This window comes from Ferrimicrobium sp. (genome assembly GCA_022690815.1).
Taxonomy (GTDB): Bacteria; Actinomycetota; Acidimicrobiia; order Acidimicrobiales; family Acidimicrobiaceae; genus Ferrimicrobium.
Map to the genome: position 1 here is coordinate 1 of JALCZJ010000021.1, position 22077 is coordinate 22077.

Below are 22077 nucleotides of genomic sequence, written 5' to 3' on the forward strand. Positions count from 1 at the left end.
GCTTGTTGTGGATGCTTACCCGCCCCAGGTGCCGGCCCCTAGGACCCCACCAATGCCATGCAGTTTTGGTGTCCGCCACCGTGCAATTATTTGTCCGCCACTGTGCAGTTTTAGATGTCCGCTAACAAATGGTGAATGGAGCGACGTCCGTATCCCCCATCACCGGTTTACAATTGTTTGGTCACTACGAAGTCGATGCTTTTGTCGTCGGCATCCTCTTGACGTTTGATCCTATCCACGCCGATAGCTGACATGACACTCGTTTGGCCATGACCAAACCCACATAGCTCTTGACAGCGTCGCCTTACCCAATCAGGGTCTCCATGCCGGCCAACGGAGTACTCAGAGTGCGGGCGAACAATGGCAAGAATGGTTGCTCCGGGCCTGGCCTCATCAACGTCAAGATCACCCTCTGCCTGGGACCCCGCTCACTTCGCTACGAATCAATCACCGGGGGGCTGGCGAGAACCCTGCTATCTTGGGTCCGAGTCGCTAGTGTCCGAATGAAAGTGTCTACAAGCCAACTAGCAGGTGAGACTCATCATGTGACCCGACTAGGCCCCAATACTTCACGGATCGCCATACCCCCGGGCTCCATATGCCTCGGCCCCACTCTGTGGGTAACCCCTCCGAGACCGGCCTGCTGTCGGTGAAACGGGGATTCGATACCATCAGTTGGGCTAGGACAACGCACCGGCTCCGAAGGTTGCGAAGGCCTCAAAGACCTCCGCGCCATCACTGTTTGACGTCAAGGTCGGCCAGATCGGACGCATCACAGCGAATCCAAGCTCTCTGATCAGCAGAACAAGTGCGATGGGGTCCATCCAAAGTCCGGAGTCCATTGCACCAAATGACTCCGTTGGAAGCTCGGGAACCAGCTCCCGAAACACGGCGACACCGCATGAATACCCGACAGGTCCAGACGAAGGTTGCGACGGCACCATGGCAACCGAGCGATCATGTTGTGATCGCTCGACTACCGATCGTGTCTTTGGTTGTCCTGCCATCGTTTGGGTCAAGGGCTCTTGGATGCCCTTGACCCATGACATGAGCACCTCGGCAACGCTCATGTTCCTATGCCGGGCACAGAGCACAAGATAAGGAGTCAGAACGCTGTCACGCACGATCACATCGCTCGTGGTGAGTCCCAGAAGATGGGCGAAGTCCCTGGGCTCACCGACGCGCGCCACTCCTATGAGCGAGTCGATGCGATGTCGTTCCGCGTGCGCCGCGGTCGGCACCATCACGGTCGCCGAGAGAGATCCCACCTCCAGCGTACAAGCGTCATCCTTCCAGCTGATGGACTCGATCAGCGGAAACTCCAATCGAGTCTCGAGATCAAGCGAGGAGGAGGTCCTTATCTCAAGGTCAGAGAGCTTGTGACGCCGTTCCAGTTGGCTACTCATGACAAGTCTCGCAATCGCGTCCTCATCCGAAAGCGCGAGTTTGCAAAACCTCGCCCGCCACAGATCGGCTTCGACGGCCACCAACTCGATCACCGCCTTGATATCCCGATCGACAAGGCGAAACGAGATCATCCGGCGCTGCCCTGGCGACGGGTGCTGATCGGGGATCACGCTGATCGCGACGCCGCTCACGGAGAGATCGCGGATCTCCATCGGGATCCCAACGCTAGGAGGATGAAGATAATAGGTGCCCGCCAGTGAGACCTCGACCCGTGGCGCCGAACGAGCGTTTATCGGAACAAAACCGGTTTCGATCACTACCTCAGCACCACGAACCGCTGGTATCAGGTAAGCGCTGGCCACGAACCGCTCGCCAAAGAACACCACCATGGCCTCACAAGGACCAAATGAGCAAGCGCGCTCGCAAACTCCAACGCGGTTCCCATCGACCTGCGTCACCGTCGTCACCTCGAACGTGGCGTCCTGGTGCAACTCGATCCTTTTGCCCGGATAGCAAAGCGAGCTAGCTGGGCGAGACGCGTCACTCATGCGCTTGCTACGATCGAACTCAGATCTCGTGCCTGACGATCCCCTCGGCTTGCGCCTCCCGGGCCACGGCCTCTGCCACCGCCAGGGCAACACCCTTGTTGAAGACTGAGGGGATGATATAGCTCGGTGAAAGCTCGTCGTCGAGGACCGCCGATGAGATGGCATCTGCCGCTGCGAGCTTCATCCTCTCCGTGATCGCCATGGCGCGAGCATCGAGAGCCCCCCGGAAGATGCCGGGGAAGCACAAGACGTTGTTGATCTGATTCGGGAAGTCCGACCTTCCCGTCGCGATCACCGCGGCGATATCCTGGATCTCCTCGGGCATAACCTCAGGGGTGGGGTTTGCAAGCGCGAAGACGATCGGGTGAGCGTTCATGGTTGCGATTTCGGCGGCCGTCACGATCCCTGGCCCCGACACCCCAACGAAGACATCGGCGCCGACCAACGCGGTGGCAAGATCTCCCATCCTTCGATCCTGGTTGGTGTTCTCAGCTAGCCAGAGCTTTGCCCCGTCGAAGTTCTCCCGATCGGAGAAGATCAGCCCCTTTCGATCAGCGACCAAGATTCGACCCACGCCAGCGTTGGCAAGGATCTTGGCACAGGCCACACCCGCCGCACCGGCGCCAGCGATGACGACCGTCATGTCCGAGATCTTGCGATCGACGACCTTGGCGGCGTTGCGAAGGGCTGCGAGCACCACCACCGCCGTCCCGTGTTGATCGTCGTGGAAGACCGGGATGTCGAGCTTTGACTTCAACGCCTCTTCGATCGCAAAACAGGCGGGGGCGGCGATATCTTCGAGGTTGATCCCACCAAAAACCGGCTCCATCGCCTCGACCGCGGCAATGACCTCCTCGGGTCTGGTGACGTTGAGGCAGATTGGGAAAGCATCGATACCCGCGAACTCCTTGAACAGCTGGGCCTTGCCCTCCATCACCGGGATGGCGCCGTAAGGTCCAATGTTGCCAAGGCCCAGCACCGCCGAACCGTCGCTCACAATGGCCACCGAGTTGGCCTTGATGGTATAGGTGTGTACCGACGCGGGTCGCTCAGCGATCTCCATCGAAACCCGGGCCACCCCAGGGGTATAGGCCATCGAGAGATCGTCCCGGTCTTTGAGTGGTGACTTTCCACAGACCTCGATCTTCCCACCGAGGTGAAGCCTGAGCGTCCGGTCGAGCACGCTGCGCACATGGACACCGGATACCTCCTCCGCCTGCTCACGGATACGTTGAGCATGCTCCGGGTCAGCGGCGAGCACCGTGATGTCACGGACGATACGGTCGGCCTCAACCTCCACGAGGTCGATGCCCAGGATGTTACCGCCCGCATCACCGATCGCGGTGGTGAGTCGTCCAAGGGATCCAGGGGTATTGCTTAACTCGACACGAATCGTGACCGAGTGTGATACGTTAGGTTGTGCCATAGTGCAAGGCTAGTGGGCCAAATTGACGGGTTTGACCCTTCGATACGAAGCGTAGCTGTGTAACACCAAGGGGCACACGGCTCGTACAAGATGAGCGACAACGTTACAAAGCGGCGTTAGGGCAATCTTGGGCAACCTCTTTGATCAGAGCAGTCGATCAGAGCTATGACAACACATGGAGTCAGGCCTCGACGGGCCCCATCAACGATTAGGTCGTGAACCATGACGAACTTTGCGCCCGAACAAGGGCAAGAGCCGCGATCGTTTGCTGGTTCCAGTCCTAGAACCAGACACGACCACATGTCAGCATCGAGAACATGTCATCGCTTTGCCTTCGACAAGCTAGGGCGCTGGTGGTGTGTGGGTGCACAGCGTGTGCGCTGATTGCGTCAACCTGTTGACACCCTTACGACTAGAGCGATTCTCGTTCACCTCGTCGGACCTCGATGGCGATCAGTGACCCACGACACTCGTAATCCAAGGGGATCACTTTGTTCTTGCGGCACGCTCCTCACATCGAGAGCCATTGATCGCAAGCACACCTGTCGGCTGCGCCAACGGTCGGCCTTCAACCCGTCCCCCTGCTGCGAGCAATGGGCACGACTTTGGTGTTCGAGGCCTCAACGGGCCCTTCAAGCCCACCCTGTGAGCGAAGTCGACCATATCGTTGTCGACGAGTAGGGAGCAACTCGTCTGATTTCATCGGCTTGATCCATCCAAGACCTCGGTGTGCGCAGTCAAGTGCCAGATACTCGTCACATATCGGCCCAACAGCACGGGGTAAGCAGTTATGGTTGACCCCTAGAGGCCTCTCACGACACCCAACAGCCTCAACCGCAATCATGGCGAAATGAGATAGCTCCAAGCGAAGGGGTCACGATATGGAACGAGAACAGATCATCCTTCACGGACTCGATCTCGAGCGACCGGGACTTGAGATCGGACCAAGCCACCGGCCAGTGGTTCCAAAGCGCTCTGGCTACGACGTCACAACCCTCGACAGCTGTACCGCCGAGGAGTTACGGCGCAAATATCGCGATGACGTCGACATCTCCCAGATCGAAGAGGTGGACCTGGTCTGGCATGGCGAATCCTATATCGACCTCGTCGGGGATCGACGGTTCGCATGGATCATTGCTTCGCACGTGATCGAACACGTGCCTGATCTGATCGGGCTCTTACAAAGTTGTGAGTCGATCCTGACCGATGACGGAGTCATCTCACTCGTCATTCCCGACAAACGGTACTCGTTCGATTACTACAGACCGATCTCTTCCATTGGTTCAGTCATCGACGCCCATCTCGATCACCGGGTTGAGCCGAGCGTTGGTGATGCCATCGACTACTACCTCTCAACAGTGCGACGCAGCGGCGTCGGTGCGTGGTACAAAGGGTTCCATGGTGACGATGAGATCGTTCACGGTATCGACCAAGCCCGAATCGTTGCTAAACAACAGGACCCCTACGCCGTCTTCGATCAGTTCGACCCCCATCTTTGGATCTTTGTGCCCCAATCTCTCCGGCTGATGTTGGAGGATCTCTTTGACCTCGGTTACCTCGGGGTTAGAGAGTGCTATTTTCATCCCACCACGACGACCGAGTTCTACCTCCAACTGTCACGAGGTGGAGCAGGTAATCCAATGGAACGAATCGACGCTCTCAAACAGCAGCGTTACGAGCTCTTCGACGACTCCTATGTCCTGCCCGAGGGATTCGATCGCGAGCGGTATCTCGAACTGAACCCCGACGTCGCCGAGGCCCACCTTGACCCTACCTTTCACTGGCTCACCTACGGTGCCATCGAGGGACGACCCTATCGATGAACCGACCTCATCGATGAGTCAGCCCACCGATCGGCCAGCCGTCGCCGTTGACTCCAACGCTGGCAGTCAATGCGTTTCGGATCGCACCGGCGGGCTATCGAATGAGGCTGGCAGCCGTTTCCCGGCTAGCGTTGTGGCGCTGACCCAACTCCATGAAGGTCGAGACCCCACAACGTTCAATAGCCTCGTACGGTCGCCGAACTCCTGGATAAGAGAGCATACCAATCTATCTCGGGCGGGACGAGGCGACGCGGCGCTCAATCTTAGAGTGTGATCAATCGCTACGAAGGGGGCCCTTGACCCAGCTTCGATCGCTGCTCCTCGATCCGCTTCAACTGTGCTAGCACCTTCGCATTCTCGGGGTCACCAGCCAGTGCGCGCTGATAGAGGTCACGCGCCGTCACCAAGTCACCACCGACGCGAAACGCATCGGCTAAAGCCGCGTCAGCCTTCCACTCCCAAAGTGCACGATCAGTCGCGACAACGCCGCGATATCGCCCACTTGTCTCCTTCGCCTTGGCGAAGGAGACTCTGGCCGACTGCAGCTTCGCCAATACCTGTTCCAATTCGATCGCACCCACTTGGAACCAGTGGTCTGGGTAGTACGGATCGGCCTCGGTCCCACGCACCGCAACCTGTCGCGCCTCTTCGAGCATGCCGCTGCGCTGATAGGCGATGATAAGGTTTGTACGCACCTCTGGCATCCGTGCAAACCAAGTGTAGACCGCTGACAGCTCCTCTGCGCGCAACAGTGCCTCAATCGCCTCATCAATGCGCCCCAGTGTCAACAACTCACGCCCCAGAAAGCCCCAGGATGCGATGTCTTCAGGGCAGTCCTCGATGGCCTTGCGGAGGCGAACAACCTTGCGTTCAAGCTTGGCGGTCATGTCAACGACCGTCGAATCGTAACCATCGTGAAGAAGTCGGACATTCACCGGGTATTGAGGCAACCCCTTGGGGCTGGTAGCCGTTCCTCCCCGCTCTTCGAGCTGTTCGTGAGCCCTCCCCCGCCAGACGATGTCAGGGCGGACCGGGTGCATTCGCTTCATATCGGTATTGGCACGAAGGCGACCGTCCGCATCGCGGTTGAGGTGAACGATCCTTAAGACAAACGGTCCTTCGACCGTATCGAAGGCCCCCGGCGCGATTCGCAGCATCTCCTCGTTACCAGGCTCGAGCCACTCATCGCCATCGATCCATAGCACCCAATCGGTCTTTACATGACTAAGTGCAAAATTTCGAGCCTCAGCAAAGTGATCGGTCCATTCGAAGTGATGGAGACGTAGATCAAATTCGCTCGCTATCTCCACTGTGCGGTCCGTACTCCCCGTGTCGACTAAGACGATCTCATCGACCACCCCAGCAACGCTTGCAAGACAACGTCGGATGCTCCGTTCCTCGTTGCGTACCACGATCGCCGCGGTGAGGGTGCGCTTTGGCACCTCGAGCAACCTTGCCAGCCATGGAGCTGGTTCGGTAGGCGGCGTATCGATAAATCGTTGGCGCACCTGGTCAAACCAGATTCCAAGCGGGTCAAACAATGCTCCTCGCTGATAGGCAAGCCAGCTCTCCGCTTGACGATTGAGTCGGCTCAGTGCCTCACCGAGTAGGATCCACCCCTGGACAGAACGGGGCTCTTGGCGCACAAGTCGCTTCGCTAGCTCCAACGCCTGTTGGAGCTGCCTTTCATCAAGCAGTCTCCGGAACGCTGCGAGGTCCTCTTGGTTCACGCCAGTCACACACCCTTTCGCGTACGCTTATGCACAAAATAGCTGACCTACAGTGGAACTCATCTGTTGTGGAGCTAGGTCCTCACCCGGATCCACCTGGCTGTCCTTGCACCCTTGATACCGCTAGCTCCTCATTTGGTGCAGGCCACTCATTCTATCCTCCGACGCCACTTCGGCCCACCTCTTGAACAGCTGATTCTGGCAACCCCACGATCCGATCTGCGCCGCTTGCGGATGCGTCAGATTGATCGCCTACACCCCGTGAATCGCAGGCAGCACCCACCACAGCCACGCAATTCACGACCCAAGAAGCAAGGCAAGCGGCCGAATCGCAGGGCGCTTGGTGAGGGAACCAGGAGTGTGAGCGAGTCACATCGGCTCCAGTTAGGATATCTGCGTCACCAGAGGAGGAGCCGAACGCAGATGCCATCGTCGAACCGAGGGGTCCAGATGGACAAAGCCTGTTGGCGTGTCATTGGCTCAACGGCTGGCCAACGACACATGACGGAGATCGGCCTCGCTCAAGATCCGAGCCTCCCTCACATATGGTTTGATCGTTGGGTCCACAACTTGTGAGAGAACGGCTCCAGCACAGCGCCAAGAGGGTTCTTCCTGCTCGCTTGCGCCACCAACTCAGCGCGGCTCGCGAAGTGGCTCAAGACAACAGAGCACTCCTCGATCGGACGCTTGACTTTCTTCCCGGCGCCACTAAGGTCTGGACGCCGCTGGCCGATCGTCTCTTGCCAGGCAAAGCGACCGAGGCGAACGAGTACGAGCAATGGTGTCAACGGTTCGTCGACAGCGACAGCCCCGAGGCGATTCGGAACTACGTGTTAGGCCTTGACAACCAGCCAGTGATCTCAATCATCCTTCCGATCCATCAACCCAGTGCCTACGACCTCACGGCGGCCATCGATTCGGTCACGTCCCAGCTCTATCCCAACTGGCAGCTCTGTCTCATCGATGACGCATCCCACGACGACCGCATCAGTGCCATCATCGCTCGTGCGGCGCTTGACGACCCACGCATTGTGGTTCGGGTGCACGCCAAACGCAGGAACGTCGTCAGTGCGATCAACCACGGCATCGACGCTGCCTGGGGTGAGTACGTGACCTTTCTCGATCACGATGACCTGCTGACCCCCGATGCGCTGTGTTGGGTCGTCGCCTCCTTGAATCAGCACCCCAGCGCAAAGCTCCTCTACACCGATGACGACAAGCTAACTCCAGATGGAGAGAGGGTCGACCCTTACTTCAAACCCGATTGGGATCCGGTGCTGCTACTGGGTCAAAACTACCTAAATCATCTCCTCATCGTTGAACGCAACCTCCTCCTCGCCCATAACGGAGTGCGCACCGGTAGCGACGGTGTTCACGACTGGGACCTCGCCCTACGCCTCACCCACAACCTCGCTCCAGACGAGATCGTCCACATCCCAGCGGTCTGCTACCACTGGCGTGTCAAGGGATCCGCCCCAAGGCCTCTTATGGCCTATCCCTCGACGCTCGAGGCGGCCACTGAGATCCTCAGCGATGCGATGACACAACGTCAGCTGAACGGGACGATCGAACCCGTCGGTGCCCTCGATCGTCTCATCCACTACACCCACGAGCACTCACCCCCAACCGTGCTGATCATCGCCTACCTCGACGACCAGAGCCAGCCGATGGCGCCCGATGAGCTGTCGCGGGCCCTCGCCTTGATTCAGGCCATCGACTACCCGGAGCCCACCATCGTTTTGCTGCTCCCTTCAGAGTCTCGTGCGAGCATCGAAGGAAGAGGCGAGCACTCCTCGACACCCCTCGGGGGTTCAGACAGATCACCCAACGTCGGACGACTCCAGGGGGCCAGAGGGCTTCGCATCGTTGACTATGACACAACGCATGGGATTGGCGCACAACTCAACCAGATCGTTGCCGATTCCGATGCCGAATGCGTCTGTCTTTTCCCGCTCACTAGCATGGCCCGCACCACGACGTGGCTACGCGAGATGGTTGGCTTGACTCAACTCGCCGACGTTGGGGCGGTCGGTGGACTGGTTGTCACCCCCGAAGGCACCATCGATAACGCAGGAGTAGTCCTTGGTCTCGACGGCACTATTGAGCGTCGCTACCATGGCGACCCCGACCTGTCGACTGGACATCGGAACCGCCTTCGCGTCAACCAGAGCGTCACTGGCGTCACCGGTGGCCCCATCCTCACTCTACGTCAGCGCTTCATCGAGGTTGGGGGAGTAGATGATCGACTTGGTGGGGAACTCCGAGATGTCGATCTTTGTCTCAAACTCAAGGACCACGGGTACCGGTGCTGCCTGACACCAATGGCTAGCTTCGTTCTTTCGGCCACCAGCGCGACGCAGATCGGCGACCCAAAGGTGCCGTCAAGCCAAGAGGCCATGACGCAACAGGGGCGATTTCTTGCGCGTTGGTCATCAAGCATCGGTTACGACCGTTACTACAATCCGAACCTCGACATCGAAGCTGCGACCTTCTTTCCGAACCCTGCACCACCGCCCCATCGTCCGTGGTGTCCGACACCGCGATGGCAGGAGTTGCCAATGGCCCGGCCTGAGCGTTTCTTTCCCCTCCACTACGAGGCACTCGAGCCCAACGAATCGATCGCCTGTGAGCTCACCCTCGATGCGGCGAGCCAACTTACGATCTGGATCGAGGCCTCAACCCAGGGGGCATGTCGCATCGATCTGATCGACCCAGCGGATGAGGTGGTCGCCAGTTTTGCCGCCTCGATCTCGGGGTCTCGGGCCACACAACTCACCGGCGAGATCTGTAAGCCCCATCACGGGTCAACACGCTATCGCTTGGTGAACGCCTCGTCGATGACTGTGGCCATCGAGATGGTCCGCATTGGGGTCGAGGAGGTATCGCTTCACGCTCGACTTAAAAGACTGGAGTAGCCCGTGGACAACGACATGATCGACCTCTTCACCAGCGAACAACGTGCTCTCTTCGATGAAGTCATCAAGGCCAATCCACCCATCACCGCCATCATCACCGATGAGAGCCAACGCGTACTGGCCGATGTTTTGAGCGAGTACCTCCAGCTACCAACGCTCACACAGCCACCCAATGAACGTGACTCACACATCTTTGTCCTTGCGAGTTATCGATACCTCGGCCCTGGCCTCTACCTGGTCGCCGACCAGCAGCATCTTCTGGGCCAGGTGAGAGTACTGAGCGGCCCGAGCGGCTCTCTCTTCCAGTCACCGCATCCACCCTATCTCGAGTTAGCCCTCGAAGATGGTACCCGATGGCTCTGTGGGCTCGCCGCTGATGGAGAGCAACCACGTACCGATGTACGCGCAGCTATCAGCCTACGCGAGAAGATTCCATCGGCTGTGTCGATCGCACTCGTCGGTGATGACCGACTCTGGGGAGTGCGTCTCGAGAGAGTCGAGCTCGCCGCCGATTCACTGGTGATCTTTTCGTGGCGAGCCCGCGAGAATCTGGAGATCAGCTCTTGCGACGGGATCGAAGTCGGCAATGCGGCTGGCGACGGCCTGGGTCAGTGCTTTCGCTTCGTTGCACCACATGCGACGATGACCCTGGCGATCAGCTCCGACATAGTAGCTGCTGCCGACACCCTCTCAATCACCTACGAGCTGCTTGACCAAGCGATCGATTCACCAACACGATGGCCACTCATCCATCGCGGTCTCGGGGCCAAAACCCTCGCCAAGCTCGAAGCCTCACTGCGAGACGAGCCCGAACGTGCCCGTGGCTTTGACATCGAGCACGCCAACCAGCTCAAGCGCAGTGCGGCTACACTCGCCGAATCGGGATCACGCCTCGCACGTCTTGGCTCACTGGGCCTTCATCAGATCGGCGAGCGCATCGCCACACACCTTGCTCCGACGTCACCGACCCAATACGATGAGTGGCTTGCCCACTATGACCATTACGGCAAGACCGAGGTCCTCGGCTACCTCGCAGAGGCCGCCGACGTGCCGACCCTGAGCATCGTCATCCCAATCTTTGACCCCGACCTCGTCTATCTACAGGCCGCCATCAACTCGGTTGTCGAGCAACGCTGGCCCACAGCCGAGTTGATCCTCTCACTCGATGGCCCACAACCCGTTGACGTCATGGACTACCTCGATCACCTCACGCATACGATCCCCTACCTGAAAATCGTCACCTCCACCCAGCGCCACAACATCGCGATCGCCACCCAGTCGGGCATCGATGTCGCAACGGGGGACTTTCTCTGCTTCATGGACCAAGACGATACGCTAGCCCCTGACGCACTCGCATGGGTGGCTGCCTATCTCCATGCCCTTCCCGACACCGAGTTGCTCTACACCGACGAGGATAAGATCGACGACCACAAGCGTTGTGAACCCTTCTTCAAACCGGACTTTTCACCCGAATATCTGCTCTGTGTCAACTACATCAATCACCTGAGTGTCCTGCGTCGCGAGACCTGCAACCGAGCAGGTGGCCTCGTTGCCGGCACGGAGGGGGCCCAAGACTGGGACCTACTGCTCCGGGTAACCTCGATGATCGCAAGAGAGCAGGTGGTACACATCCCGAAGGTGCTCTATCACTGGCGCTCACACGCCGGCTCAACGGCACAGAGTTATGCCGCAAAGCCCCAAGTGATCGCGGCCCAAGAGCGCGCCGTCAGCTCCCACCTAGCGCGCCAGGACTACTCCGTGGCCTGGCTTGAGCGCCCGAGGAGCGCACCGATCTTCCTACTCCCTCACCTTCGTCCCACTCGTTCTCATCGCATCTCGATCATCATTCCTACCAAGGACCACCTCAAGGACCTTCGCACCTGTCTTGACTCGGTGATGGCAAGCTATTATGGCGACATCGAGGTCGTCGTCATCGACAACAACTCGACCGAGCCCGAGGTGCTTGACTATCTCGATGGTGTCTCGGATCCAATCAGAGTCATCCACTATCGAGCACCGTTCAACTTTGCGGCCATGGTCAACTATGGTGTCGCCAACGCCACCGGGGATCTGGTCGTCCTGCTCAACAACGACACCCGCGTGATCAGCCCAAACTGGCTTGCCGAGATGGCCGCCCTCGCTGAGCGTCCCGACATCGGTGCGGTCGGAGCCAAGCTTCTCTATCCTGATGGCAGCGTCCAACACAACGGCGTCTGTCTCGGCATCGCCGGTAGTGCTGGCCACTACGGATGGTCCAAGGACCACAGCGACCCTGGGGACCATGGTCGTGGCGTCGTCTTGACCAACTCCGCCGCCGTGACCGGTGCAGCGCTGATGGTGGAGCGGGACAAGTACCTCGAGGTGGGGGGACTGCATCCTGAGCTTGCGATCTCCTTCAACGATGTCGATCTCTGCCTCGCCCTCGGTGCAGCCGGTTATCGCTCGGTCGTCGTCCCTTCTGCGATGCTCTATCACTATGAATCCAAATCGCGCGGTTACAATGTCACCCGATCACAGCATTATCGCGAGGACCTGGAGTCATCACTCTTCTATCGGCGGTGGGCCAGCCTTATCCCCAATGATCCGTACTACTCGCCAAATTTGAGCCGCGAACTCTTGCATATGTTCGAACCCGACGAGGAGCCACCACGTCTTCGACTGCCATTTGGCGAACGAGAAGAGATTTTCGAGTATCCATCGCCGCACGTCTCTGCCCATGAATCCTGGTATGAGCTCGCTCCTGATCACCAGCTACAGATATTGATTCCCCTCACCGAAGACCAGCTCCAGCGTGCCACCTACCTCAGCCTCACCGCGGTGTCGCCTAACTCAGCGTCGCCCAACTGTAAGGTCGAGCTCATGGGACCCGACCCCCAGGGCAACCCAGTGACCACTTCGTTTGTCAACGATGTCATCATGATCGATCTCACACCTTATCGAGATCTGCGCCCACCACTGTGCCTGCGGCTGACAAACAAGGGCGCTCGCCCGCTGCTGCTTGGGTGCCTCGATCTACCATCGGGAATGGCAGCCCTGGGTTCGGCCAATGTCGTTGTACGGCTTTCGTACGCTCACGTCCGCTCGGCAACTGGTTCACACCGCTCAGTCGCCGAGCAGATCACCGACTAACTCCGGACGCGCTCGCCGAATCAGCTGGGAATGCGCACGACCCCTGGGGCTACCATCAGCTCAGTAGCCCCCATTCGAGGTGGGGGCACTCAGCTAGAGAGGTGGCGGTCCGTGGCACTGCACATGCCGTGACGCCCTTCTGATCGGCTCGCCCGTGGTCGATGGCTTAGGCAGGAATCGAAACGTCTACGACACAGAATAGAAGAAGGACGCCGCCCCCTCGCGACTGCCCAATGAGCTGTCGGACATGCATCCCCCCAAGAGGAGTCGTTGCCCCTGCGGGATGAGTCGAGTTTGCGGCAGAGTCACCAACTCATGAAGCTCGTTCCATTGAAGGCATCGCCACACCAAGAGGCGCTCTTCTGGCTGGCTTATGAACCTGAGCATTGCCTCGGCCCTCAGGCATCGACGAGCCTGCAAAGCCGCTGTCTGGTAGTGGTGGAGTACCCCATGAGGTCTGCAACCGTTCGAGCTAATGGAGCACCCCCCGATAGAAACGACCTCTGCTTCAGAGTCATGGGGATGCAGCGACAAGGGTTGGGTGTAAGAGATCATTACCTTTGGTGGCACGAGTCGTGACGATGCTTTGGCGTAGAAGTGGCGTCAACGGTAACTGTTGGAGGCAGACGCCGTCAATGCTTGGGGACACCAAAATTTAGCCCACGGCTTTGAGTCTCTGACTGGTATCGCGTTCAGCTGAGAAATGCGCACAGTCTTCTTGACGTAGGGGAGGCACACGTCACCGAGTACCAGGGAGGCCCTGTCACTGTTGTGTCGGAACAATCACTCATTGACGAGAAGGACCTGACGAGAACATGGGGGTGTGGTTCGCACTTTGGTGGGTTGCCCGTCAGGGTGCCACCCATTCGGGATGATCCTCCCATGCCGGTGATCTGGTACGCCGGGAGGGCTCGGTCTCGTGGAACAAGAGCAAAAGGGCGAATCCTGAAGCACCCATCAGCGCGGCAGCGGCCCAGAACGCGGCGGTGATCCCGCCTACGACGGCAATGCCGCCGAGCACCAGCGGCCCGACGGCGTAGCCACCGTCACGCCAGAGTCGGTAGACGCCAAGTGCCCCGCCGCGCCAGGAGGGATGGGCGGTGTCGCCGACCGTGGTGATGAGGTTCGGGTAGACGAGCGCCATCCCGAGACCCATAAGCGCGGCGCCGAGGAACCACACCCCGTGTGGGCCACTCGATACGATCACGACGATCCCGATACCGATGACGAAGGTACCCACGGTGATCGGCCCCTTACGACCGATCCGATCGGCGAGTGCTCCACTTGCGACCTGGCCGAGCCCCCACACCCAGGCGTACACGCCGACTAGGAGCCCCACCTCAAGAAGAGATATCCCCCGGCGGAGGAAGTACAGGGGGAAGAAGGCGGCCACCAGCGAGTCGGCGAACTTGTTGATGAACCCGGCCTGACAGACCGCCAGCATGCTGTGATCGTGAAAACTCATGTAGCTGGCGAGCCGGAAGAGCTTTGGCTTTGGCTCTGGGGTGGCGGTCGGCCAACGATGGCTGGCTGCTTCTGCCTGGGCGAAGGGGAGGGTCTCTTTCGCGACGCCGAAGGTGACTAGGGCCCCGAGGGCCACCACGCCGAGGGCAAGCAGGTACGGAGACGGGCGAAGCCCGTAGGAGGCGACGAGCAGACCGGTGACAAACCCACCGATGCCCACCCCGACATAGCCAGCGGACTCGTCGATCCCGACCGCGAGCCCCCGATTGACCGGTCCGACCAGGTCGATCTTGGCGGTGACGGCCATCGTCCAGGTGAGCGCCTGGTTGACGCCCAAGAACAGGTTGGCGACGATCACCCACCACCAGGCCTGGGCGAAGATGATGAGCAGGGCGTAGGGAACGGCGAACGCCCAGCCGACCAGGAGCAGGGTCTTTCGTCCGTGATGGTCTGAGAGCCGACCCGACACCAGGTTCATCACGGACTTCACCGCCCCGAACGCCGAGATGAACGCGACCGTGTAGAGCACCGAGGTGACGCCGAAGGCCTGCTTGGCCAGCGGTGGAAGTGCCACGCGCTCGACCCCGATGGTCATCCCGATCATGAGCGTAATGAAGGTGAAGACCGAGAACTGCCACCAGTTCTGGCGAAGCCCTAGGCGATGGTGGCCGAGTCCAGCCAGGTCAGCCGCTGGTGACGATTCGCCGGGATCTGGTGTTGATGACGTCGGGGTGGGGAGTTGCGAATCTGTGGGCTCGGACACCGCTAGCTCCAGTCGTCCAAATCAAGAGCGGCCCAGCCCTCCCAACCGTCTTCGAGGACCACGAGGTCTGGATGTCCGGCTCGCTCTGAGAGGCTGGCGCCGAGCGTGGCTCGGTAGTCGTGCCCACAGTGCACGGCGAGCGCCACGCCCCGAGGTAGCTTTAGGGATGCAGTCTCGATGTCGTGGGCCGGGAGGTTGACGCTGCCGGGGAGGTGGTCGGCGTACCACTCGAATGGCTCGCGCACGTCAATGACGGTCAGGAACCTTTCGGCGTCGAGGCGCTCGGCGAGGACCGCCGCGCTGATTGTCTCATAGCCGGTGAGTGTACGGCCAGACGTCTGCCAGATATCGATGCCACCGTCGAGCACTCCAACGACGCGTCCCGCTGGCCGCGACGAACTCACGGGTGCCGGAGACGAAGTCGTTGTGCACGTGGGTCTCGAGCGCCCAGGCGAGGTGACTGACTCGCTAGTTGTGACCTCGAAGTGCTGGTCAACGTCACGGACCGGGTCGATGACTACCGCTACTCCTGACTCGCGTTCGATCACGACGTGGGTGGCGTTGCCCAGCTCGGTGGTTTTCAGTGAACGGATTTCGATGGTCATCGTGCGCATCCCCCTCTTTAGCTCGTCAGACTTATCAACTAATCATATCAGCATTTGAATATATTGAATATAGCGCGGCGTTGCCTGAGATACTCGGTCACCGAGCGTTCTCAGTGGTCTCGCGGGGGAAGCGAGCCCGGCTCTTCACCCACCGCCACGGGGAGCCCAGCGCGACGCCACTCGGGGAAGCCGTCCTCTAGGCGGATTGCATGCAAACCTCGATGGCGCAAGACACGCACGGCGGCGGGGGCGAAGACACAGTAGCGGCCGCGACAGTAGGCGACGATCTCGGTATCGGAGGGGAGGTTCTCGATGGCCTCTTCCAGCGTGGCGATCGGTACCGAACTTGCTCCTGGAATGTGCCCCGCACGGTACTCAACCCCCGGTCGTACGTCGAGAACCGTCACCGCCCCTGTAGCGATGCGAGTCAGGAGTTCATCTCGTTCGATGACCTCAAGGTCCTCGGTTGGGCCGAGGTAGGTAGCCGCGAGGCGCCCGAGATCGTCACGGTTAACCTCTGCAACCGAGCGCAACGCCGCATATAGCTGCTCGACTTCATCGCTGGCGAGGCGGTAGTAGATCCGGGTGCCGTCTCGGCGCGAGCGCACGAGGCCAGCTCGGGCGAGGGTGCGCAAGTGGTGTGAGGCGTTGGCCAAGCTCTGGGCCGTCTCGGCGGCCACCTCCTCTACTGACCGCTCACCCTGGGCCAGCAGGTCGATGATCTCTACCCGCCGGCCAGCTGAGAGCGCTCCGGCTACCTCGGCCAAGGCGTCGAACAGCGCCGCCTTGGCGGCCCTTGAGCCCGGCCCGGTATCATCGCTGTCGTCATCAAGTATTCGCACGAAGACTGTATCTTAGAGTCGTGCACCGTAGCGCGGCTCACTCCTTGGGGGGTCTGAGGCCTAACCGTAGACACCACATCTCGTACCCCATGAATAACCTGCAAACCCTTTCAAAGTTAAACTCAGCATAACCTCGATTTCCCGGGGTCGGCGAAATACAAAGGCCTCATCGTCTGTAGGGCAACGGCATGAACCAGCGGGTGCGTTGGCAGTTGCTAACGTGACGTCCGCTCGCGTTCTCGTGAGAGTCGACCGGCACGGTTCATGGAGGCGGCTGGCGTGCGGATATCTCGCCTTGGGCTCGCGACCTTGCTTGAAGGAGCAACACCGTGCGTGTAGTTGAGGCGTATGCGAACGCGTACCCCGGGTGTAATCAGCGTGTCACCATCGTAAATGTGCGGTGCTACTCATGGCTCCACTGCATAGCCGCTAACAGCAGCGAACCCCGTGAACGCCTGGTTGACAGGCATGAGAGAGGTGAACACCCAGTTCAGTTCCCGCCGGACAAGGTAGACGCGAGCCGACGGTGTGGGGTGTTGATCACGGAACGGGCGAATCGCTAACGCATTTGCACGCTATCTTGTGCACATGCGATGACGAATAGATGACACCCAAATGAGTTGGCACCTAGTTTGCTTTCTCAGAAATTCCTTCGATAGGGAATTTTCAACCCTTACGCCTGGTTATCCCAGCTGGCATCTACTCTCTGGGGGTAATCAGTTGTCTGAGAGCAGGCAGAGTACATCACCGCAGTGGAGCCTATACCGAAGGTTGGTGGACGTAGGATCCTCGATCACGTGACGCTCGCGCAAAGAGGGACACTAGCCGCGCGGATCTAGGACCATTACCGCAACTACCGAGCGTATGAGGAGCCAACCCGCGCGCCTATCCCATCGCCTGCGCACAAGAATGTGTCGAGGCTGGTGGAAAGGCGCCGAATCCTGTCGTGCTTGAGCGCTTCTCCCTCTGGGCGGCGAGTGAGGCCGATCTTGGTATGTGGCCCACGACCTGGCCCGATGACTGAACCTTACAGTCGCCAGGTGGATAGACCCTCACGGCCGGTGCTACCGGTCGGCAATGGCTCCCGTTCTCCAGCGTGTCAGTCCCTACGTGAGACGTTGGGTGGGGAACAACTACCGGCGATGACGAACCGACGAGCGGTTCAAGCGGTGGCAAACCGGACTGTTCGAACGAGTACTCGGGCTGTTCGCCCAGTGGAAGTGGGTCCATGCCTGCATACTGACTGACCGACGGATGAGAAGAGCCTGGTGAATCGAGCGATTCACGCCAGAATCTGTGGGAGCCTGGGGGTGCGATTCCCACCGGCCACTTGACCACTACCTTTGCCGTGCTCAGCAGCGCTATCGTATCGAGAGCTCTTCTGGAACCCTTGGCGGCATCGGTTTTGCTGCCTCAGCATGGAGCTGTGCACTACGCGACACCCATATCAGCTGGGAAAAAGCGACCCGCGAAGCACGACTGTACCTCGTGGTGGGAAACACCCGCTTTCTCATTCTGCCCCAGTTGCGTGTCGTGAACCCCGCCTCGTACACCCTATTTCGTGTCGCTCGCCGTCCCCTTAGCGACTGGCAGCTCGTCTACGGTTACCAGCCTGTGCTCTTAGAGACCTTTGTCGGATCCGCCGCTTTGCCGGAGCGAGCTACCGGTTGAGCGAACTAGCTCCATGTCGGCCAGACCAAAGGCTGGGTCAAGCTTGACCACTACAAGCAATACGCTCTCCTGGTCATGGACATCTTTCCCTATCCCCTGCACCGTAACCACGGTCGCATCCTCGCTTTACCCAACTGAAAGCGCCGCGGGAGATCGGATTGGCCCGGGAGGATCGCACTCGCACGGGTTCGCCCCATGTCTCTACGGGTGGAGGGGCTCAGTACATGAGTCTGCTGCATCATTGCCCGCTCGAATGGGTTTCGCTCCGCCAAGGCTACCCTCGCACTCGTGATGTTGGCCTGTGGCCCGATTGACTTGAGGCTACCCATGAAAGAGCGAGTTGATCCACATGAATGTCAATGGAGCCCGGAACCTGCTAAGTAGGTATTAAGGTGTGCTGGATGCGAGTTTGTGTGGTTGGGCTGGGATATGTGGGACTAGTTGCCGCAGTAGGGATTGCGAGTTCCGGGCATCAAGTTGTCGGATGCGATATTGATTCGAGCAAATTGGACACCCTGTCCGCTGGTAAGGTTCCGTTTTATGAGCCGGGCCTCGCTGAAGTCCTGTCCAATGTTATGAGCCAGGGGACTCTGACTTTTATCCGCAATATAGAAGCCGCCGTTTCTGAGGTAGATATCGTTTTCTTAGCGGTTGGGACCCCATCTCAGGCGGATGGTAGTGCTGATCTCAGTTACTTAGATGCTGCATTTGCGAGTGTCTGCGACGCGGTTACTAGGGATATTATTCTGGTAGTGAGAAGTACTGTACCAGTCGGTACGAACAGAAGGCTGTCACAACTAGCAAGGGAGTTGACTAGCCAGAGAGGGGTTGAGCTAAATATTGAATTAGTTTCTAACCCGGAATTCTTGCGTGAAGGTAGAGCGGTGTATGACGTTTTCAATCCGGATCGTGTAGTTGTCGGCACTAGTGACGGGAAACCTGTCCCCTTGATGGAGGACCTTCTGAATTCTCTCGGATATTCATGTCCGGTTTTGACAATGAAGTTTGAGTCAGCAGAGATGGCTAAGTATGCTGCGAATGCGCTTCTCGCAACCCGAATCAGTTTTGCTAACGAACTTTCACGACTCTGTGATGTGGTTGCGGCTGACATTACTGAGGTCACTTATGCTGCTGGTTTGGACGAACGAATTGGGCCACATTTTTTGAATGCTGGTGTTGGTTACGGTGGGTCCTGTTTTCCAAAGGACACGGCATCGCTAACCGCAATGTACAGGAGCTACGGGTTGGACGCTCCGCTTATATCTGCGGTTCAAGAGATCAATGAGACTCAGCGGAAGTACCTGGTTGCCAAGGTTCTTCACCATTTTGGTGGGGACGTCTCAGGTCTTACCGTTACAGTGTGGGGTATCACGTTTAAGCCCGATACGGACGATACCCGAGAGGCTCCAAGTTTTGGAGTGATCGATGCTTTCCTCGCGGCAGATGCCAGAGTGCGCGTATATGACCCTGTTGCCAACTCGATAGCACGTGCCAGGTACGGGCATGAGCCGAGAGTCTCCGTGATGGATAATATGTATGACGCGCTAGATGCAAGCAACGGGCTTATTCTTGTGACTGAGTGGGATGAATTCAAGGAAGCCGACTTCGACAAGGCTGTCACGCTAATGACTACTCCAGTTGTGTTTGATGGACGGAACGCACTAGAACCAGAGTTGGTCAGGCGGGCGGGATTGGATTATTTTGGCATAGGTCGTTGACTGTTCTAAGCCTTTTGATCTGGAGGTATGGAGTGTGAGGATTCTGGTCACAGGTGGTGCGGGCTTCATCGGTTCAAACTTGATTCACCGGCTTCTCGCCGATGGACATGTTGTTGTGTGCATGGACAATTTAAGTACCGGTCGGCTCAACAACATCAAGGCGTTCCTTGATTCTCGGGACTTCGAATTTGTGGAGGGCGACGTCAGGACGCCGTATGCATTCGAGGTAGATCAGGTCTACAACCTCGCGTGCCCAGCGTCGCCTCCTCGATACCAGGCTGATCCTATTGGGACGACGATGACAAGTGTACTGGGGACAAAGCACGCGTTGGAGTTGGGCCAGGCTACCGGTGTGCGCGTCTTGCAGGCTTCCACTAGCGAGGTTTACGGCGATCCGGAGGTCCATCCCCAATCGGAAGAGTACGTTGGGGCAGTCAATCCAGTGGGGCAGAGAGCGTGCTATGACGAAGGTAAGCGCGTTGCCGAGTCCCTTTGCTTTGACTTTCATCGGCAGTTTGGGACTGATGTACGAGTTGCCCGCATATTCAATACCTACGGTCCAATGATGGATCCAGACGATGGGCGTGTGATCAGCAACATGGTAGTGGCAGCACTACAGGGTCTGAAGCTACCGGTGTATGGATCTGGAGAGCAGACGCGCAGTTTTTGTTTCGTGGATGATCTCGTGGATGGCTTGATAGCCATAATGAATCAAACGGTAGAGGTTGGGCCGTACAATGTCGGCAATCCTGAAGAGAGATCTATTGCAGAGGTGGGTCGGATTGTGGCCGAGGTAGTTGGTACTACGGTGTCTCTTGAGTTTACGGCACTGCCAGTGGATGACCCGAAGAGGCGGAGGCCAGATATTTCTCGGCTCACTGAGGCAACGGGCTGGAAGCCATCTAGGACTTTTCAGGAGGGCTTGGCTAGGACTGTCGACTATTTCAGAAGGGAGCTAGCTCGTGAAGCTTAGTGTGGTAATCCCGTGCTATAACGAAGAGCAGACCATTCTTGAGCTTTTGAGGCGTGTCAACACGGTAGACCTAGATTTAGAGATGGAGTTAGTTGTTGTTGATGATGGATCGACAGACGATACCCCTCGCATTCTCAAGAGCCACTCGGACCTGTATACGCGATTAATTCTTCACGGGGTGAACCAAGGTAAGGGGGCGGCACTACGTACCGGATTTCAGGAAGTGACCGGTGATATTGTTCTCATTCAGGACGCCGATTTGGAGTACGACCCGCAAGAGTACCCATCTCTGATTCAACCCATTTTAGATGGCAAGGCTGATGTCGTTTTTGGCTCCCGTTTTCAAGGTGGAAACTCTCGTCGCGTTCTGTACTACTGGCATACGTTAGGCAATCGGTTCTTGACGACTCTCTCCAATATGTGTACCAACCTCAATTTGACCGATATGGAGACTTGTTACAAGGTATTTCGGGCTGATGTCGCACGTCAACTCGACATCCAGGAGCGTGGTTTTGGTGTTGAGCCAGAAGTCACAGCTAAGGTGGCACGCATTCCGAAGATCCGGATCTATGAAGTAGGGATCGGCTACGATGGTAGGACTTATTCTGAAGGTAAGAAGATCGGCTGGCGCGATGGGGTCCACGCGCTGGTCTGTATCGCACGGTACAATCTTCAATAGTACAGTCTCCGATAGTACAATCTTGGATAATAGTCTCGCGATGAGCTACTGAGGTAATTTGTCGACTTCGCTTAGCTAAATAACGTAGGGTGGGGCCGAGACGATTGTTGCTATGGTTTGGCTTGAAGACTTGAAGGTGGAAGGTATGGGACGAAAGGGGAAAGGCAAGCGAGGTTTTAGCCGCGTTGTCAAAGACTCATCGCTTGGAGAGTGCCATAGGAAGTTGTCGTATAAGTGCCGGTGATCTGGATCATCGCTGTTCTTGGCCGACCGTTAACATCCACCATAGAAGTTATGCTCCAGATGTCATGCGACAAGGTCACGACTTCCTTTATCAGAGCGCATGTTTCGCTGCGAACTGTGCCTTGGTCGTCGACCGAGATC

General features: G+C 58.3%; 13 protein-coding genes. 7 read left to right on the forward strand and 6 right to left on the reverse strand.

Annotation, left to right across the window (positions count from 1 at the left end; all coding sequences use genetic code 11):
- Nucleotides 1-680: 680 nt before the first annotated feature.
- Both MP439_07500 and MP439_07505 read right to left on the reverse strand, forming a co-directional pair.
- The gene (locus MP439_07500; protein MCI2975908.1) at nt 681-1955 is read right to left on the reverse strand and encodes a PilZ domain-containing protein; all 1275 of its coding nucleotides are present in this window, start codon (nt 1953-1955) and stop codon (nt 681-683) included.
- A 19-nt stretch (nt 1956-1974) separates the two neighbouring features.
- Nucleotides 1975-3381 (reverse strand): NAD-dependent malic enzyme, encoded by a 1407-nt coding sequence (locus MP439_07505; GenBank protein ID MCI2975909.1) that lies wholly within the window; start codon nt 3379-3381, stop codon nt 1975-1977.
- A gap of 881 nt (nt 3382-4262) precedes the next feature.
- Here MP439_07505 and MP439_07510 point away from each other — a divergent pair.
- Nucleotides 4263-5204, forward strand: a complete 942-nt coding sequence (locus MP439_07510) for a class I SAM-dependent methyltransferase (protein MCI2975910.1) — start codon at nt 4263-4265, stop codon at nt 5202-5204.
- A 281-nt stretch (nt 5205-5485) separates the two neighbouring features.
- Here MP439_07510 and MP439_07515 read toward each other — a convergent pair whose 3' ends face one another.
- A complete protein-coding gene (locus MP439_07515; protein MCI2975911.1) occupies nt 5486-6934 on the reverse strand; it encodes a glycosyltransferase in 1449 nt (482 codons plus the stop codon).
- Between the two features lie 557 nt (nt 6935-7491).
- Here MP439_07515 and MP439_07520 point away from each other — a divergent pair.
- A complete protein-coding gene (locus tag MP439_07520) occupies nt 7492-9849 on the forward strand; it encodes a glycosyltransferase (GenBank protein ID MCI2975912.1) in 2358 nt (785 codons plus the stop codon).
- A 3-nt stretch (nt 9850-9852) separates the two neighbouring features.
- Nucleotides 9853-12978, forward strand: a complete 3126-nt coding sequence (locus tag MP439_07525; protein ID MCI2975913.1) for a glycosyltransferase family 2 protein — start codon at nt 9853-9855, stop codon at nt 12976-12978.
- Nucleotides 12979-13828: 850 nt separating this feature from the next.
- Here MP439_07525 and MP439_07530 read toward each other — a convergent pair.
- The 3 genes from MP439_07530 to MP439_07540 all read right to left on the reverse strand — a co-directional run bounded on the left by MP439_07530 (nt 13829) and on the right by MP439_07540 (nt 16652).
- Entirely contained in the window at nt 13829-15205 is a 1377-nt protein-coding gene (locus MP439_07530) for an MFS transporter (GenBank protein MCI2975914.1), read from the reverse strand.
- A 2-nt stretch (nt 15206-15207) separates the two neighbouring features.
- Nucleotides 15208-15810, reverse strand: a complete 603-nt coding sequence (locus tag MP439_07535; GenBank protein MCI2975915.1) for a hypothetical protein — start codon at nt 15808-15810, stop codon at nt 15208-15210.
- A 110-nt stretch (nt 15811-15920) separates the two neighbouring features.
- On the reverse strand, nt 15921-16652 hold the full coding sequence (locus MP439_07540; GenBank protein MCI2975916.1) for a metalloregulator ArsR/SmtB family transcription factor: 732 nt from the start codon (nt 16650-16652) through the stop codon (nt 15921-15923).
- A gap of 1296 nt (nt 16653-17948) precedes the next feature.
- On the opposite strand from MP439_07540, the gene MP439_07545 reads away from it, so the two are divergent.
- The 4 genes from MP439_07545 (at nt 17949) to MP439_07560 (ending at nt 21693) form a co-directional block, all read left to right on the forward strand.
- A complete protein-coding gene (locus MP439_07545; GenBank protein MCI2975917.1) occupies nt 17949-18323 on the forward strand; it encodes a DUF4338 domain-containing protein in 375 nt (124 codons plus the stop codon).
- A 401-nt stretch (nt 18324-18724) separates the two neighbouring features.
- Nucleotides 18725-20041 carry a UDP-glucose/GDP-mannose dehydrogenase family protein gene (locus MP439_07550; protein MCI2975918.1) on the forward strand — a complete coding sequence of 439 codons (1317 nt, stop codon included), beginning with the start codon at nt 18725-18727 and terminating at the stop codon, nt 20039-20041.
- 34 nt (nt 20042-20075) lie between these two features.
- The gene (locus tag MP439_07555; GenBank protein MCI2975919.1) at nt 20076-21014 is read left to right on the forward strand and encodes an SDR family oxidoreductase; all 939 of its coding nucleotides are present in this window, start codon (nt 20076-20078) and stop codon (nt 21012-21014) included.
- Nucleotides 21004-21693 carry a glycosyltransferase family 2 protein gene (locus tag MP439_07560; protein MCI2975920.1) on the forward strand — a complete coding sequence of 230 codons (690 nt, stop codon included), beginning with the start codon at nt 21004-21006 and terminating at the stop codon, nt 21691-21693. The genes MP439_07555 and MP439_07560 overlap by 11 nt, the downstream gene beginning before the upstream one ends.
- The last annotated feature ends 384 nt before the right edge of the window (nt 21694-22077 follow it).

What these genes read in the sequence shown, in the direction of transcription:
- MP439_07505 (MCI2975909.1), bottom strand. Translation starts at nt 3,381, where the DNA reads ATGGCACAACCTAACGTATCACACTCGGTCACGATTCGTGTCGAGTTA.
- MP439_07510 (MCI2975910.1), top strand. Translation starts at nt 4,263, where the DNA reads ATGGAACGAGAACAGATCATCCTTCACGGACTCGATCTCGAGCGACCG.
- MP439_07550 (MCI2975918.1), top strand. Translation starts at nt 18,725, where the DNA reads ATGCGAGTTTGTGTGGTTGGGCTGGGATATGTGGGACTAGTTGCCGCA.
- MP439_07500 (MCI2975908.1), bottom strand. Translation starts at nt 1,955, where the DNA reads ATGAGTGACGCGTCTCGCCCAGCTAGCTCGCTTTGCTATCCGGGCAAA.
- MP439_07535 (MCI2975915.1), bottom strand. Translation starts at nt 15,810, where the DNA reads ATGACCATCGAAATCCGTTCACTGAAAACCACCGAGCTGGGCAACGCC.